We start from the raw sequence: 15,487 nt of genomic DNA, 5'->3' as shown, positions 1-15,487 counted from the left end.
AGTCATCCTCTCGGCGTAAGTAGCTTCTGGGCCACGGTTGTCACGAAACGAGTCGTTAACCAACCGTACCAACCCACCCCGCGGGGGAGGTTATATTCATACAAAACGCATTCGAAATCACAAGGCCGCGTGGCGTTAACTACTCGTACCAAACCCACTAAGGTCGATTCCAACTTCTACGTAGATATGAGCACCACCACTGCTGGCACGACCAGCCTCACCGACAAACAACAGCGCATCCTTCGCTACCTCCGAGAGAACGGCGAGACGAAGACGTATTTCAAATCGCGTCTCATCGGAAGCGAACTCGGTTTGACCGCGAAAGAGGTGGGGACGAACATGACCGCCATCGCCGACGGCAATTTCGACGTGGAAGTCGAGAAATGGGGGTACTCCTCCTCGACGACGTGGAAAGTCAGCGCCTGAATCCGGACAGTTCGTTACAGTGGACCGGCGAGTACGTCGTTCCAGTCGTTTCGCTGTGTTCGCGGCGGTTGTTCGCAGAATCACGTTTTGTGTATCTCACCCTCGACGCGAAAGGTGGGGAACGAGTCGTTTCTCCGGGCGTCGAATCGGAATGTTGTATCAAAACAGATATTTCAAATTCACTGATTGCACCATTCGGCGAGTATGAACTGAAAGACTAAAACGAGAGACGACTCACGGGTCGAACGAAATCAGACCGGCCGCCTCGCTCGCGAACTGCTCTGCGTTCGCGTCGAACGAGTCGGCGTAGCGAACGAGCAGGGTGATGAGCGTCTCTGGATGCCGGGTGTCGTAGCCGTTTTCGCGGGAAAGCAACCCTTTCTCGTCCAAATCTGCGGCGTATTTGCTCACGGTCGGGCGGGAAACGTCGAGCGCGCTCGCAAGGTCGCTTCCGGTCGCGTCCGGATTTCGGAGCAGTTCGATGAGCATCCCGCGCGGCGTCTCTCGGCGGAGATAGCTCAGTGCAACCTGTTCGAATGCGGAGAACTGTCCAGCGGGGAAAAATCGTCGGTAGTCGCCGTCCCGGTGACTCTCGACAACGCTGACCTCCACGAGCTGTCGGAGGTGGTGTTGCGTCTCGCCGGTTCCGAGCTGCAGGTCGTCGCGTATCTTCGAAAAATGAGCACCCGGCGTGGTAGTGACGTATCCGGCAATCGCATCTCGGGCCTCGCTTCGCTCGCCCGACCGGTCTGCGTCTGCGAATTTCGCCAGCGGCGTGGCGGCCCCCAAAACCGCAAACCTACGGAGGGTTGCACGCTTATTTTCATCCACGTTACCGGGTTCAACCATCTACACATCAGTAAGCGAGGGGGACGTAAAATAGCTTCGCTTGGTAGACTGTTCCAAACGAAAAACGAAAAACGAAACGGGAGGTGAGCGCTTATTCGACTTCGGTTTCCATCTCGGCTTCGACGTCCTCGTCCATCTCCTCGATGACTTCGTCGGCGCTCTTGATTTTCGCTTTATCTTCGCCTTCCTTGATGGCCTGCGCTTCCTTTTCCATCGCTTCTACGTCCATCTCGGCTTCCTCGTCGATTTGGCCGAGAATTTCGTCGATGTCGTCCAGTCCGAGCAGTTCGCGGGTCTCTTCGTCGAAATCGAGACTGTTCAACTGCTGGTTGTCCGCTTTCACGTCGCTTCCGGTCAGGTGCTTGCCGTACCGACCGACGAGCGACGAGAGCTCCTGCGGCAGGACGAACGTCGTGGATTCGCCCTGTCCGATGCTTTCAAGCGTCTCCATACCCTTCTCGATGACGGCGCGCTCGCCCATCGATTCGGCCGATTTCGCGCGGAGGACGGTCGAAACTGCGTCACCTTGCGCTTCGAGAATCTGGCTCTGCTTTTCACCTTGGGCGCGGATGATGTTAGACTGTTTGTCACCCTCCGCCGTCTCGATTGCGCTGCGGCGTTCACCCTGCGCTTCGAGAATCATGGCACGGCGTTTACGTTCCGCGGAGGTCTGCTGTTCCATCGCCTGCTGAACGTCTTTGGATGGGTTGACCTCGCGGACTTCGACGCTTTCAACGCGAATACCCCACTCGTCCGTGGGTTCGTCCAGTTCGCGACGGATTTTCGCGTTGATTTCTTGGCGCTTGTTGAGCGTGTCGTCGAGTTCCATGTCACCGAGGACGGCGCGGAGCGTCGTCTGGGCGAGGTTCGAGACGGCGCGCTTGTAATCCTCGACCTCAAGGAACGCCTTCTTCGCGTTCATCACTTTGATGTAGACGACGGCGTCCGCGGTCACGGGCGAGTTGTCGCGCGTGATGGCTTCCTGTCGCGGCACGTCGAGCGTCTGTGTCCGCATATCGAAGCGGTACGTTTTGCTGACGAACGGCGGCACGAAGTTGATACCCGGTTCGAGGAGTTTCCGATACTCACCGAAGACGGTCAGTGCGCGCTTCTCGGTGGCTTGCACGATTTCGACTGCCGACCAGACGGTAACCACGGCGAGAACCAGAAATAACAATGCAACTATCGTTATGAGTCCGCCAGCGGCGACGGATTGTAGAGGTATTAGGGGCAGCATACGTCCGAATGTTGGGATAGCTACCTGTTAAGTATTTTGCTACTTTATACGCTGTGAATTAATGAGAAAATATCCGGTGACGCCGAACGACTTAGAGGTCTTCCGTCTCTTTCTCTCGTTTCGAGCGTTCTCTGGCCAGTTCGCGGTCGATGCTGTCTTCGATGTGGCCGAGCGGTTCGACGGTGACGACGTTGCCGCCGCCGGGGTCGATGACCATCACTTCCGTCCCTTCCGGAATTTCGCCGTCCATCGACCGCGCGGCGTAGTGGGGGTTGAATCCGCCGCCGGACAGTTTCACTTGTCCCTCGGAGGGAGTGACGCGCTCGGTAACTCGTCCGGTCGTTCCTTTGAGCGAGTCGGAGTCTTTCGTCCGTCCGGTTCCCTTACCACCGTACAGGTCGAGTTCGCGGTAGGCGTACAGCGAAAGACCGCCAAACGCGAGGACGAGGAAAGCCAATACGAACGGCGTTGCGAGCGGCGGGAACGCGAGCGCCGCCAATCCGGCGAGCAGGAGCGCAACTCCGAGGACGATGAAATGCGCTCCGGGGATGAGTGCCTCCGCGAGCGCGAGCCCAGCACCCGCGAGGACGAGCAAAAGCGGGAGCGAATCGAGGGGCGATGCCATGATTGGGGGTTGGTGTCGAACGATTAAGGGTTTGTGGGTTACGCCAGTCCGGTTAGCCGAAGGAAAACGAACAACATCGTGAGCGCGCCGAGGACGACGAACAGGATGTTTTCCGCCGAGGGGGAACCTGGTTCGAGGGGTTCGTCCACGGGATACATCTGCGAGGTGTCGTCGTCACCGGTTCCCCCGTCGTCCCCGTCGTCCCCAACATCCTCAATATCGTACTTCCAGTCGGACATACACCACGATACGGGATAGGCGAACAAAAGGCTGGCTACGGGCGGTCGTGTGACCGAACGTCGCCGTGGTAGACGACACCGCGTTCCGCGTCGATGGTCACTTCGTCGCCGCTTTCGACTTCGGGGCCGAGCGGTGCCCCGCTAACCATTGGAATGTCGAGTTCGCGCGCGACCAGCGCCGGATAGCCGGTCATTCCCGGACGGGCATCAACGATACCCGCAAGGCTCGACGTATCTCCGGTAAACTCCCCGTCGAACTCCGGTTCGAGGACGAGTATCGTTCCCTCCGGAACGTCGGTGAGGTCGCCCGTCGAGCTACGTAGAATCGGTCCGGCAACCTGCCCCCGAACGACGCCGCGACCGGTTGCGACGGTTTCCGCGGCGACGTGGACTTTGAGCATGTTGGCCGTATCGGAGCCTTCGAGTTCGCTCATCATGCCGGAAAGGACGACCACGGTGTCGCCGCTCTCCGCGATTTCGGCGTCGAGGGCCGCCTGCACGCTGTCCTCGATGATGGTTTCGACGCTATGGCGGAGGTCGGTGTACTGGGCGTTGACGCCCCACGAAAGCGCGAGTTTTCGGCGGACGCGGTCGTTCGGCGTGGTCGCCACGACGGGAACGCCCGGGCGGAACTTTGCCACCTTCAGCGCGGTGTAGCCGGATTCGCTGGCGGCGACCACGGCACTCGCGCCGATGTCGCGGGCGAGATACCGTGCCGAGCGAGCGATGGCGTCGGTTCTGGTGTCGTCGCTCGTCGGAACGCGCTGTTCGAGCGTTTCGTCGTACTCGCCGCTCTCCTCGACTTCGCGGATGATGCTGTCCATCGTCTCGACGACGCGAACCGGATGGTCGCCGATTGCCGTCTCGCCGGAAAGCATGACGGCGTCCGTCCCGTCGAGCACCGCGTTCGCCACGTCGGAAGCCTCCGCGCGCGTCGGCCTCCGCGAGTGAACCATCGAATCGAGCATCTCCGTGGCGGTGATGACGGGAACTCCCGCCCGCTGGCAGATTCGGATGATGCGTTTTTGAATCATCGGCACGTCCTCCATCGGACACTCGACGCCGAGGTCGCCGCGGGCGACCATCACGCCGTAAGCCGCGTCTACGATTTCCTCCAGATTCTCGACCGCACCGCGACGCTCGATTTTTGCGATAATCGGAATGTCCGCGCCGTTGTCTTCGAGCACTTTGCTGACCTCGAACACGTCGTCGGCATCGCGAACGAAACTCGCCGCGACGAAATCGACGTTCGCCTCTGCGGCCAGTTGGAGGTCGCCCCGGTCTTTTTCGGTAACGACATCCAAATCGAGTTCGACGCCGGGAACGTTAACACCTTTTCGACTGCTGAGTTTGCCGCCGCTTTCGACGTGCGCGATGACGGCACCGTCTTTGACTTCCTCCACCGTCGTATCGATTCGACCGTCGTCCAAGAGAACCGAATCGCCGGGTTCGGCGTTCGTGATGGCGAACGACAGGCCGACTTCCTCCGGCGTCGCGTTCGTTCCTTCTACGAACCGAACCGTCGAACCGGTTTCGAGCGTAATCGGTTCCTCGACTTCGGCGGTTCGGATTTCAGGCCCCTGGAGGTCTACCATCGCCGCGAGGGGATTTTCGGTCGCCTCGTCGACCCGACGAACCGTGTCGATGATATCCGCTCGGTCGTCACGCGACCCGTGGCTTGCGTTGACCCGAGCGACCGTCATTCCGGCGTCTGCCAGCTCTCGGACCGTACTCTGCGAGTCCGACGCAGGGCCGAGGGTACAGACGATTTTCGCATTTCTCATACGCCACGATTGGTGGGTGCCCGCCAAAAAACCCCGCAGTCAACTCGGACGTGAGTCGTGAACGAAGGTACCTAGCCACAATCGCTATTTGTATCGCATTCGAAACGGGAAAATATGTCCAAATACGCGTCACTCGTCAACGTCGAGCAGAACTATCAGAACGTACAGGAACTCGCGTCCATCTGGGGAGACGTGCGAAACGAACTGGAAACTCACGCGGCGACGCTGGAAGAGACCTACGCTATCCTCGGGGAGTACGATTTCCTCCTCATCATCGATGCGGAGGACAGGAACTCTGCGTACCAGGCGTCGCTCTGCATCGAACGATACGGACTCGACATGCAGACGATGGAGATCATTCCGATGGAGGAGTTCGCAAATCTGGTGAACGATCTGTAAAAACCGTCGCTGGGCTACTTACTTGATTTTCGTGCCGGGTTCTGCGTCGCCGTGCGTCGTCAGCAGGTCTGCTTCTTCGCCCGCCGCGAGCACCATGCCGTCGCTCTCGACGCCGAACAGTTCGGCCTTTTCGAGGTTTGCCACCACGACGATTTTCTTCCCTTCGAGGTCGTCCACGTCGTGAAGCTGTTTCAGTCCCGCGACGATTTGGCGCGTCTCGCTGCCGATATCGGCTTCCAATCGCAGGAGGGCGTCCGCGCCCTCGATTGGCTCCGCGGATTCGATTCGACCGACGCGCAGGTCGAGACTTTGGAACTCGTCGAAGCTGATTCGGTCGTTCGAGGTCAATTCGTCCTCCGTCGTGGACTCTTCGTCGGTCATAGTTTCGCTGTTTTCTTCGTCGTCAGTCGCCGCGGCGATGCTGGCTTGCAGTTTCTCGTTCAGTTCCTCGACCCGCTCGTCTTCGATTTTCCCGAACAGTTCGTCGGGTTCGCCGAAATCGCCGCGGGGAGCGGCGAGGGCGTCGTCTATCGTCGCATCGTGAACCGAGCCGTCCTCGCCCAACTGCGACCAGAGAGCGTCCGCCTTGCCGGGCAGGAGCGGTGCGTACAGCACCGCGAGTGCTTTCGACAACTGGACGCAGTCGTAGATGACCTGTTCTGCCTTCTCGGGGTCGTCGTCGGTCAGCTTCCACGGTTCGTTGCGCTGGATGTACTCGTTGCCGAACGCGGCGAGCGCGGTGGCCGCGTCGCCGATATCCTTGAGTGAGTAGCCGTTGACAGCTTCCGCGAAGTCGTCAACGGCCGACTCGATTCGGTGGCGGACTTCGTCGCTGGCTTCGGCGTCCGGCGCGCCGTCGTAATTCCGCGCCGCAAAGAGTAGACTCCGGTAAACGAAATTGCCGAACGTACCGACGAGTTCGCCGTTGACGCGCTCTTGGAACTGCTCCCACGAGAAGTTCACGTCGCGTTCGAACCCGCCGGTCGTGCTGAGGTAGTACCGAAGGAGATCGGGGTCGAAGCCTTCGTCCAGATAGTCGTCGGCCCAAACCGCCCGATTGCGACTGGTCGAAAACCCTTTGTCGTTCAGGTTGACGAAGCCGCTCGCCATGACGGCGCGGGGTTCGTTGTAGTCGGCGACGCGGAGCATCGCGGGCCAGAAGACGGTGTGGTGCTGGATGATGTCGCGTCCGATGATGTGGATAATCTCGCCACTGTCTTTCCAAACCTCCTCCCAATCGTAGGTGTCCGCACCCACACGTTCGGTGTACTGTTTCGTGCTGGCGATGTACTCTATCGGGGCGTCCACCCAAACGTAGAGAACGAGGTCATCGGCGTTTTCGTCGTCTTCGTTCCCAGGATAGTCGATTCCCCAGTCCATATCGCGGGAGATACACCAGTCTTGGAGTTCGCCCTCTATCCACTCGCGGGGCTGATTTTGCGCGTTGCTCGTCCCTTCGAGGCGGTCGATGAACCCCTGCAAGTACTCCTGTAGGTCGGAGACGCGGAAGAACTTGTGCTCCCGCTCGCGGTACTCCGCTGGGTTGCCCGTCAGGGTGCTCGTCGGATCTTCGATTTCGCCGGGTTCGAGGTGCCGACCACATCCCTCGTCACACTCGTCACCGCGGGCGTGTTCGCCGCAGTAAGGGCAGGTTCCCTCGACGTAGCGGTCGGGGAGCGGGTCGTCCTCGACGGGGTCCCACGCGACCTTGATTTCCTTCTCGTAGATGTACCCCTCTTCGTCCAGTTTCCGGACGATTTCGCGGGTGAGTTCGGTGTTCGTCTCGTCGTCGGTGTGACCGTAGTTGTCGAACTCGATGTTGAACTTCGGGAATGTCGCTTCGTACTGTTCGTGGTGGCGAAGCGCGAATTCGCGGGGCGAGACGCCCTCCTTCTCGGCGTTGACGGCGACGGGAGTTCCGTGCATATCCGACCCGGAAACGAAGGCCGTCTGCTGGCCGAGTTGCTTCAACGCGCGCGACAGTACGTCACCGCTGACGTAGGTTCGCAGGTGGCCGATGTGGAGATCCCCGTTCGCGTAGGGAAGCCCGCAGGTCACCACCGCGGGATTGTCCGTCGGATAGTCGTCGTGGCTCATACTCTCATCTCCTTCTCTGCGGGTGTAAAACCCGCCGGTTTCGGTGTCTCGTCATGACTTTTTCGGGTGGTCGGTTCGCGGAACGACGCAGCGGCTCCGGAACGCTACTCGAACTGCCGGGTTTCACCCCCGAAAAACCGACCGCATCCGGGCCAGAAGGATTCACCCGACGCTATCGCTGGGTTCGCATAGACAGGGCGTCGGCGCGGGCCGTCCGTTGCATGGCTACTCGTTGGTTCCTGACAGTATATAAACCTACGGCTAAATCGTGTATGAGAGACGTGTAGGGGTTTGCGAACGTGGAATCAGACGTATTGTTTTTTCCTTTTGGGCGAGTAGCGACGAGAGACGCGTCCGATGAAACACGGCTAACGAGCGTCGCCGCGGGCGGACAGGCCGACGGCCTGTCCGCTCCCGGGATGGCCGCGAACGAGCGAATCGAGCAGACGCGAAGCGTCTGCGAGTGGAGCGTGCGTCGAGCTTTCGCCTACCAGCGGCACCGACGCCATTCCACAATCGGCATCGTCAGAAGGGAATATTCAACGCGATGACGCCAGCGCCTAGTCCGAGGGTCACCAACAGTCGTCCGACGCTCCCGACGAACGACGCGGCAGCGAACTTCGTGTAATCCTCCTCCAGGATCGAGAAGGCGTAAATCGAAATCGTATCGGGGAAAAAGGGAACACAGAGGGCCATCGCCAATCCGAGGTACCCCCATTTTCGGGCGAGTTCGACGGTCTTTCGTTCCGACCACTCCACGATGTCGATTCTCGACCGACGGAGGGCCTTAATGACCGGGCCGGACTGCTTTGCCTCCTGTCCGATGTGGAAGGCGAAAATGCTTCCCGCGGCTTTACCGAGGCCGCTGACGAGTATGATGAGAGTAAGACGGCCAGCGTCCCCTAATCCGAGGTCGAGGGGGGCGAGGAGGACGACTTCGCTCGGAAGCGGAAGGATAAACGAGATGAGAAACGAGTAGATGGCAATAACGATGAGTCCAACCCACCCAGTCGCGTGTTCGACGGCACTTTCCAACCAACCGAACGACATGAGTATGTTGCCACTGGACAATAGGTCGGTGAGCAAAGCGGTACTCCCTAACACACGACACACTCGGTAACCGACCGATGTAAACTTTAACATCGGTGAATCTGTCCACGCACGTTACCATTGGCGAACAGACTCATACGGAGTCGGCACGAAAAAAGGAACTGTGCAATCGGACAAAGAGTATCGCGTCGGCCTCCATCCGAACCTCCGAGTTCGGGTAGAGTACACCGCAGACTACTCCGAGGGTACGCTCACCGTGGAGTACCGACGCGACGGGGATTGGGAGGAATCGGACGGTACCATAGAACGCCGCGGACAACGGTTTACCATCACGCGGGACGGCGAACCGCTCCTGGAACAGGACGTTTCGGTCGAACTTCTCGAACGCTACGGAGCGACCCTCTCGAAGGTCGCGCGTCGTCTCACCGAGCGAGCGAAAACACCGGCCCGACCCGCGGAATCGGAATCGTGGCCTATCTCGGCCACGCAGGAAGACGGCTCCGTCGTGGAGGCACTTCGCCCGCCGACGCAAGCCTCGTTCGAACTGTACCGAGACCACGCGGACGAGTGGCGCTGGCGACTCGTCCACCGGAACGGAAACATCATCGCCGACAGCGGCGAGGGATACTCCTCGAAGCAGGCCGCGAAAAAGGGAATCGAGAGCGTCAAACGAAACGCGCTCGGCGCACCCGTGGAAGAAGGGTAGTTGCAGCGATTCGAGAGGAACAGCGACTAGAGCGATTCGAGGTCGGCGGCGAACGACTCCAACATCGACCGAGTGACGTGCGGCATGCAGACGATTCTGAGTTCTCCCGACCCGGTCGGTGACACGCGCCAGCCACGGGATTGGAGTGATTCCACCGTTTTCCGCGGAACGTCCGCCGCGACCAACGGGAGAACCGGGTCAACCACGTCGTAGCCACAGGATTCGAAGGCGTCGGCGATCCACTCCGCGTTTGCTTGCGAGCGTTCGTACTGCTCGCGGTAGCCCGCGGGCCAGAGTTCGTCCATCGCGGCCCACGCGCTCGCAACACCCGCACCGCTCCGGGTTCCCGTCAGCGTCGCCTGCGAAGTCGATTCGAGATACGGCGTTTCGACGGCCAGCGCATCGAGTACGCGCTTTTCGCGGGCTAAAAACCCGCCCGCTGGAACCGCCGCCTGCCCCATTTTGTGCGGGTCGATACCCATCGTATCCACCGCGGCGTGGTCGAAGTTCCACTCGTAATCGGTGAACGGAAGCACGAATCCGCCCCACGCCGCGTCCACGTGGAGCAATGCCCCGGCGTCGTGCGCGATTTCCGACAACGTCGGAATCGGGTCAACTCGGCCGTATTCGGTCGTTCCAGCGATGCCGACGACCAGCACCGTGTCGTCATCGATCAGTTCGTTAACCGCGTCCGGGTCTGCTCGCCGATTCGAATCGACCTCGGCGAGGCGCAGTTCGACGCCGAGCACGTCCGCCGCTTTCTGAAAACTGAAATGCGCGCTTATCGGTGCGACGACGTTCGGCGCCTCTACCTCCGCGAGATTCCGCGCCGCCCGAACCGCCTGAATGTTGGCCTCGGTGCCGCCGCTGGCGATGTATCCGTGCGGATTTTCGAGTCCGGTCATCTCGCCCAGCGCCTCCACCGCCTCGTCTTCCAGCGCGGAAATAGTCGGATACGTCGTCGGGTCGCCCGGATTCGCCGCCAAAAATCGTTCCGCGGCGTCGCGGGCCGCCGGATGGGGTTCGGTACACATCGAAGAAAGCACCCGGCGAAATGATTGGGGCGCGGCCACCTGCATACCCGAAAATTCGGCGCGTCGGGTTTATTCGTTCCGTTCTACGACGAATGCGAACTCTCGTCGCTGTAACCGACGCCGAACCCCATCGCAGTGACGGTGTTCCCGTTCGGGCCGAGAACGGTCAGCGAGTACTCGCCCTCGATGCGTTCGGCGTTCACGTCTGTTGGTTCGTCGGCGACGAGGACGGGGGCATCACCGTCGGCGGGATAGTAGATGAAGACGCGCTCGCCCGATTTGAACGTGCCCCCGAATTCGAGAACGTGCGTCTCGCCGCCGTGTTCGATTCGTACCGTCGAATCGGCGGCGAGTGTATCGCCGCTCTCGTGTTCGAGTTCGATGGCGTTCTTCGACGTACTCACTTCGACGTTCGCCGTCAGGACAGCACGCGCGTCATCGGCCCACTGGGGGCGTTCGACTGACGTGGTGTCAACGAACGAGAGTTCGAAGTTCTGTTCGAGACGCACTCGGTCGGTCGTCACCGTCCGATGGAACTCGTGAACGCGCCCGGACGAGTCCACGACGAGCGTCGCATCGAACTCGGTCGCGTTCTCGAACTGCGAATCGTCGGTGGGTTCGGTCGCACTGAGCGTGACGAACGACTGCCCGCTGGAGCGGTCGGTTTTCGTCACTTCGAACTCGCCGGAAGCCAAGAGGTCGTCGAGCGTCTCCGTCATGGTTGCGACGGACGCGAGTTGTTGGCGGAGATGGTCGTCTTGCGCTCGCTCGTTGTAGTTCGTTTGCCCGTCTACAACCTGTTTCGTGAGCAAAACGGAACCGTTCGCCCACAGGTGCATTCCGTATTGTTCTGATGACGAATCGGTCGTGTACTCGGCGTGTTTCACGAACGAGGTTCGGCCCTCGGCGACGGTTCCCCAGTGGGTGGTCGTATTCGCCTCGCCGCCAGCTTCGGTGACGCTCCGGTACTCAAACTCGTAGCCGGTCTCTTCGAGCGCCGATTCGTGGGCCGAGATGAGCCGACTCGCATTGACGGAACCGTCGTCGGAGATTCCGGTTGGCAAGGAAGGCTCCAGCGGCGTCGTTGGTGTGGTGGTTTCGGTCGTTAGTGTCGCCGTTGGCGTCCCGGTTTCCGTCGCTGCTGTCGGCGTTCCCGCGTCGTTAGCGGGGCCGCCGACACAACCTGCGACGAGGAGCATCGCTGTGAGGAGGGCGAAGGCGGGGCGGAGATTCATGTCTACAGTATGTTTTGTCCGTCTGAATATATAAATTTACGCCGCCAGTTCGGTACCTGCGCTTAGAAAAACGAAAGTCGAAAGCCTGGTTAGCGAACCGAATCGAGCATCAGCTTCTGCTCGACGCGCTTCACTTCGTGTTGTACGTCGCGCACCGCGTCGATGTTCGCCGAGATGGACGAAACGCCGCGGTTGACGAGGAAGCGAACCATCTCCGGTTTCGAACCCGCCTGTCCGCAGATGCTCGTGTTGATGTCGTGGTCGCGACAGCAGTCGATGGTTTGTCCGATGAGTTCGAGCACGGCGGGATGGAGTTCATCGAACCGCCCCGCAACGTTCTCGTTGTTTCGGTCAACGGCGAGCGTGTACTGGGTGAGGTCGTTCGTCCCGAAACTGGCGAAGTCGATACCGGCCTCGGCCATGTCTTCGATTTGGAGCGCGCTGGCGGGCGTCTCAATCATCACGCCCCACGTGCGCTTGTCGGGGTCGATTCCGGTTTCGGCGATAAGTCGCCGAGCGCGAAGCACGTCCTCCGCGTCGTTGACGAGCGGGAGCATGAGTTCGACGTTGTCGTAGCCCATCTCGTACAGTTCGCGGAAGGCGTCCAGTTCGTGCTGGAACACGTCCGGTTTGTCGAGGCTTCGGCGGATACCGCGCCAGCCGAGCATCGGGTTGTGTTCGTCCGGTTCGTCCTCGCCACCTTGCAGTTGCCGGAACTCGTCGGTCGGCGCGTCGAGGGTTCGAACGCGAACTGGACGCGGGTAGAACTCCTCGGCGACGCCGCGGATACCCTCCACGATTTCCTCGGTGTAGGCATCGACACCGTGGTCTTCGATGTACTTCGCGGGCGTCTTGTTGGTCGAGAGAATCATGTGCTCCATGCGGAGCAGGCCCACGCCATCGGCACCGGTCGCGGCGGCGCGTTCCGCCGCCTCCGGAATGGAGACGTTCACTTTAACCTCCGTCGCCGTCATCGGTTTGACGGGCGTTTTCGGGCGGGCGTCCTCGATCGGCTCGCGCTCCTGTCCTTGTTCCTTTTCGGGTTTGCCCTCGCGGACGGTTCCCTTGTCGCCGTCGAGCGTGATGACTTGGCCGTCTTCGAGCGTGTCCGTCGCGTTGCTGGAACCGACGACCGCGGGGACGCCGAGTTCGCGCGAGACGATGGCGGCGTGGCTGGTCATGCCACCTTCGTCCGTGATGATACCTGCGGCGCGTTTCATCGCGGGAACCATGTCGGGGGTCGTCATCTCCGTGACGATGATATCGCCGTCGCCCACCTTGTCCAATTGGTCGAGCTTCGTCACGGTTCGTGCGGGACCGCTTGCGATGCCGGGGCTCGCGCCCAAGCCGTTCACGATAACTTCGTGACCGCTACCCATTTCGGTCTGAACCCCACCGCTTCCGTCGGCGACGCCCTCGTTCGTGTCCGCTTCGATGGAACCGCTGTCACTAATCGTCGTGATCGGCCGCGATTGGAGCATGAACACGTCGTCGCCGACGGTTGCCCACTCCACGTCCTGCGGGGTTTCGTAGTGATTTTCGACTTCTTCGCCGAGTTCCACGAGGCGATTGATGTCTTCTTCTGAGAGGACACGCGCGTTCCGTTTGTCGTCGGGAACCTCCCGTTCGACCGTTTCACCGGTCTCCGCGTCCTTCGTGTGCATCATCTTCTTGTCGGCGATGGTGATGTCCTCCGTCGCGTTCGAGGCGCGGTCGACGACGTAGTTGTCCGGGGAAACCGACCCCGAGACGACCGCCTCGCCGAGTCCCCACGCGGCCTCGATGATGATTTTCTTGTCACCGGTCGAGGGGTGGCTCGTAAACATGACGCCGCTCTTTTCGGCGTCCACCATCCGCTGAACGACCACGGCGATATCTACGATTTCGTGGTCGAAGCCCTTCTCCTGTCGGTAGTAAATCGCTCGCTGAGTGAACAGCGACGCCCAGCACTGTTTCACGCGTTCGACGAGGTCGTCGCGGGTGATGTTGAGGAACGTCTCCTGTTGTCCGGCAAACGAGGCGTCGGGAAGGTCTTCCGCCGTCGCGGAGGAGCGAACAGCAACGAACGCCTTTCCGTCGTCCAGATCATCGTACGCGTCGAGGATTCCCTGTCGCATATCCTCAGGAATCTCGGTGCCGAGAATGAGTTCTTCCGCGCGCGCCTCGGCGTCCGCCAGTGCCGCAGAATCTTCGGTATCAACGTCCACGACCTCGAACAACTCGTCCGCGATGCCGGTTTCCTCGATGAACTCCCGGTAGGTTCCGGCAGTCACGACGAATCCCGGTGGGACAGGAAGATCCGCCCCGGTGAGTTCACCGAGCGACGCACCTTTGCCACCGACGAGCTCGAGGTCGTTTGCGCTGATTTCGTCCAGCCAGAGTACAACCATTGCGTATGGGTGGAGACAAGCAGACACATAAAGAATGTTCCGACCAGCGTTGTCAAGAAAAGTAACTCGGAAGTGAATATACTTTAGAATGGTAGCAGAAATAGCCGCCACGCCGTCGATTATTTGTCTAACGGTTGATGAATTCGTCAGTGCGCGCGCACTGACGCTCCTCGTTCCGTATCGTACCGAAGACACTGTGAACTACCCTGCCCTACTCGCTCGCGGCTGACGCCGTTCGCTCCCCGAGGGTGGAGCTTCCTGTTTCGACGACGCGCTTTGCAGATACAGGCATATCCACAGGGGACGCAGTCTCCGCAGGCGTTGGTTCGGAGCGTCCCACTCCTACACGTGCGATTATGAACTGATTCGATAGCCAACGAATCTAAAAGCCGACGGATTCGTTTCCGCTGGCCGTCAACATTCGATAATCCCGTCCTCTTCCGGTTCGGGAACGACCAACTGCCCATCGAGCGCGGTCGTCGCTCGACCGCCGACTTTCGCGCCATCTTCAGTCGCATGTACGCGGACGTAGCCTGGACGGTCGAGGAAATGTCCCTGCTCCAGTCGCAGTTCTTCGGGGAACTCGTCGAAGGCGTCCGTTTCGCGTAGATAGGCACCGACGGCGCCGCTGGCGGTTCCGGTAACCGGGTCTTCTGGAATCCCCGCCAGTGGGGCGAACATCCGCCCGTGGAGCGTCGATTCGGCGTCGATGGCGTCGAAGGTGAAGGCGTAGATTCCGACCGCGCCGACCTCCTCGCACAGTGCTTCGACTTTCGCCATGTCCGGTTCCGCGCCGCCGACGTGTTCGAGGAAGTTAACCGGAATCACGAGGCACGGCAGTCCGGTCGAAGCCACCGCCATCGGAACGTCCGCGCCAACGTCCCGAAGCGCCGCCGGGTCGATACCGAGGGTGGAACCGACCCGATCGTACTCCAGTTCGACCGTCTCGATTTCCGGGTCGTTCTGGGTCATCCAAACGGTGTGATTTTCCGTCACCTCGATGTTCAGCACGCCGACCGCCGTTTCGAGGGTGTGCATCCCCGGCGAGATTTCTCCGTCTTCAAGCAGGTGAACGTGCGAGGCGATGGTCGCGTGGCCACAGAGGTCGATTTCCGTCGTCGGGGTAAAGAACCGAACGCTGCGATCCGCCTCCTCGCTTTCCGAGAAGAAGGCCGTCTCGCTGACCGCAAGTTCACGGGCGACGGCCTGCATTTGGTCGTCCGTTAGGTCGTCCGCGTAGGGGACGACGCCCGCCGCGTTTCCGGTCAGCGGTTCGTCGGTGAACGCATCCACGAGGAGGGTTCTGACTGTTCGCATATTGGAGTCGTTGTTTTCCGCCGGGTTTAACGCTCGGTTTACTGTTTCGTGGTTTGAGAACGTGGATAGATGCTGGTGACGCGCGAATACTAAGACGAA

At 60.4% G+C, this 15,487-nt stretch carries 17 protein-coding genes and 1 pseudogene; 5 read left to right on the top strand and 13 right to left on the bottom strand.

The window, feature by feature from the left end:
- Positions 1–186 precede the first annotated feature (186 nt).
- Together LIX15_RS14940 and LIX15_RS14935 are read left to right on the top strand one after the other, a co-directional pair.
- Complete coding sequence (locus LIX15_RS14940) at positions 187–426, top strand: DUF7123 family protein (protein WP_227773956.1); 240 nt, start codon at positions 187–189, stop codon at positions 424–426.
- Positions 384–647 carry a hypothetical protein gene (locus tag LIX15_RS14935; RefSeq protein ID WP_227773955.1) on the top strand — a complete coding sequence of 88 codons (264 nt, stop codon included), beginning with the start codon at positions 384–386 and terminating at the stop codon, positions 645–647. Before LIX15_RS14940 ends, LIX15_RS14935 begins: the two co-directional genes overlap by 43 nt.
- Before the next feature lie 13 nt (positions 648–660).
- Here LIX15_RS14935 and LIX15_RS14930 read toward each other — a convergent pair whose 3' ends face one another.
- The 5 genes from LIX15_RS14930 to pyk form a co-directional block, all read right to left on the bottom strand.
- Positions 661–1,275, bottom strand: a complete 615-nt coding sequence (locus LIX15_RS14930; protein ID WP_227773954.1) for a winged helix-turn-helix transcriptional regulator — start codon at positions 1,273–1,275, stop codon at positions 661–663.
- Between the two features lie 91 nt (positions 1,276–1,366).
- The gene (locus tag LIX15_RS14925) at positions 1,367–2,512 is read right to left on the bottom strand and encodes an SPFH domain-containing protein (RefSeq protein WP_227773953.1); all 1,146 of its coding nucleotides are present in this window, start codon (positions 2,510–2,512) and stop codon (positions 1,367–1,369) included.
- A gap of 91 nt (positions 2,513–2,603) precedes the next feature.
- Entirely contained in the window at positions 2,604–3,137 is a 534-nt protein-coding gene (locus tag LIX15_RS14920; RefSeq protein ID WP_227773952.1) for an NfeD family protein, read from the bottom strand.
- 38 nt (positions 3,138–3,175) lie between these two features.
- Positions 3,176–3,376 (bottom strand): DUF7312 domain-containing protein, encoded by a 201-nt coding sequence (locus LIX15_RS14915; protein ID WP_227773951.1) that lies wholly within the window; start codon positions 3,374–3,376, stop codon positions 3,176–3,178.
- A 35-nt stretch (positions 3,377–3,411) separates the two neighbouring features.
- Positions 3,412–5,160, bottom strand: a complete 1,749-nt coding sequence (gene pyk / locus LIX15_RS14910; protein ID WP_227773950.1) for a pyruvate kinase — start codon at positions 5,158–5,160, stop codon at positions 3,412–3,414.
- Positions 5,161–5,274: 114 nt separating this feature from the next.
- On the opposite strand from pyk, the gene LIX15_RS14905 reads away from it, so the two are divergent.
- Positions 5,275–5,559, top strand: coding sequence for a GYD domain-containing protein (locus LIX15_RS14905; protein ID WP_227773949.1), 285 nt, complete (start codon positions 5,275–5,277; stop codon positions 5,557–5,559).
- 18 nt (positions 5,560–5,577) lie between these two features.
- On the opposite strand, the gene metG is transcribed toward LIX15_RS14905, so the two are convergent.
- The 3 genes from metG to LIX15_RS14895 all read right to left on the bottom strand — a co-directional run bounded on the left by metG (position 5,578) and on the right by LIX15_RS14895 (position 8,706).
- Positions 5,578–7,656, bottom strand: a complete 2,079-nt coding sequence (metG, locus tag LIX15_RS14900) for a methionine--tRNA ligase (protein WP_227773948.1) — start codon at positions 7,654–7,656, stop codon at positions 5,578–5,580.
- Between the two features lie 368 nt (positions 7,657–8,024).
- Positions 8,025–8,156 (bottom strand): hypothetical protein, encoded by a 132-nt coding sequence (locus LIX15_RS32840; protein WP_265338378.1) that lies wholly within the window; start codon positions 8,154–8,156, stop codon positions 8,025–8,027.
- Positions 8,157–8,181: 25 nt separating this feature from the next.
- Positions 8,182–8,706 carry a YqaA family protein gene (locus tag LIX15_RS14895; RefSeq protein WP_227776899.1) on the bottom strand — a complete coding sequence of 175 codons (525 nt, stop codon included), beginning with the start codon at positions 8,704–8,706 and terminating at the stop codon, positions 8,182–8,184.
- A 163-nt stretch (positions 8,707–8,869) separates the two neighbouring features.
- On the opposite strand from LIX15_RS14895, the gene LIX15_RS14890 reads away from it, so the two are divergent.
- Entirely contained in the window at positions 8,870–9,412 is a 543-nt protein-coding gene (locus LIX15_RS14890; RefSeq protein ID WP_227773947.1) for an HVO_2922 family protein, read from the top strand.
- 26 nt (positions 9,413–9,438) lie between these two features.
- Here LIX15_RS14890 and mfnA read toward each other — a convergent pair whose 3' ends face one another.
- The 3 genes from mfnA to ppsA all read right to left on the bottom strand — a co-directional run bounded on the left by mfnA (position 9,439) and on the right by ppsA (position 14,071).
- On the bottom strand, positions 9,439–10,491 hold the full coding sequence (mfnA, locus tag LIX15_RS14885; protein WP_227773946.1) for a tyrosine decarboxylase MfnA: 1,053 nt from the start codon (positions 10,489–10,491) through the stop codon (positions 9,439–9,441).
- A gap of 38 nt (positions 10,492–10,529) precedes the next feature.
- Entirely contained in the window at positions 10,530–11,681 is a 1,152-nt protein-coding gene (locus LIX15_RS14880) for a hypothetical protein (RefSeq protein ID WP_227773945.1), read from the bottom strand.
- A gap of 89 nt (positions 11,682–11,770) precedes the next feature.
- Positions 11,771–14,071, bottom strand: coding sequence for a pyruvate, water dikinase (gene ppsA / locus LIX15_RS14875; protein ID WP_227773944.1), 2,301 nt, complete (start codon positions 14,069–14,071; stop codon positions 11,771–11,773).
- Positions 14,072–14,159: 88 nt separating this feature from the next.
- Here ppsA and LIX15_RS14870 point away from each other — a divergent pair, with 88 nt between their 5' ends.
- Entirely contained in the window at positions 14,160–14,300 is a 141-nt protein-coding gene (locus tag LIX15_RS14870; RefSeq protein ID WP_227773943.1) for a hypothetical protein, read from the top strand.
- On the opposite strand, the pseudogene LIX15_RS14865 reads toward LIX15_RS14870, so the two are convergent.
- Together LIX15_RS14865 and LIX15_RS14860 are read right to left on the bottom strand one after the other, a co-directional pair.
- Positions 14,283–14,426 (bottom strand): annotated as a pseudogene (locus LIX15_RS14865) (RNA-guided endonuclease TnpB family protein); the annotation flags it as partial. The gene LIX15_RS14870 and the pseudogene LIX15_RS14865 sit on opposite strands and share 18 nt — an antisense overlap.
- A gap of 59 nt (positions 14,427–14,485) precedes the next feature.
- Complete coding sequence (locus LIX15_RS14860; protein WP_227773942.1) at positions 14,486–15,388, bottom strand: PhzF family phenazine biosynthesis protein; 903 nt, start codon at positions 15,386–15,388, stop codon at positions 14,486–14,488.
- Between the last annotated feature and the right edge of the window lie 99 nt (positions 15,389–15,487).

Origin of the sequence: Haladaptatus pallidirubidus, from assembly GCF_020700235.1 — an archaeon.
In the GTDB taxonomy this organism is placed as follows: domain Archaea; phylum Halobacteriota; class Halobacteria; order Halobacteriales; family Haladaptataceae; genus Haladaptatus; species Haladaptatus pallidirubidus.
This window is presented reverse-complemented; position numbering and strand designations above follow the sequence as displayed.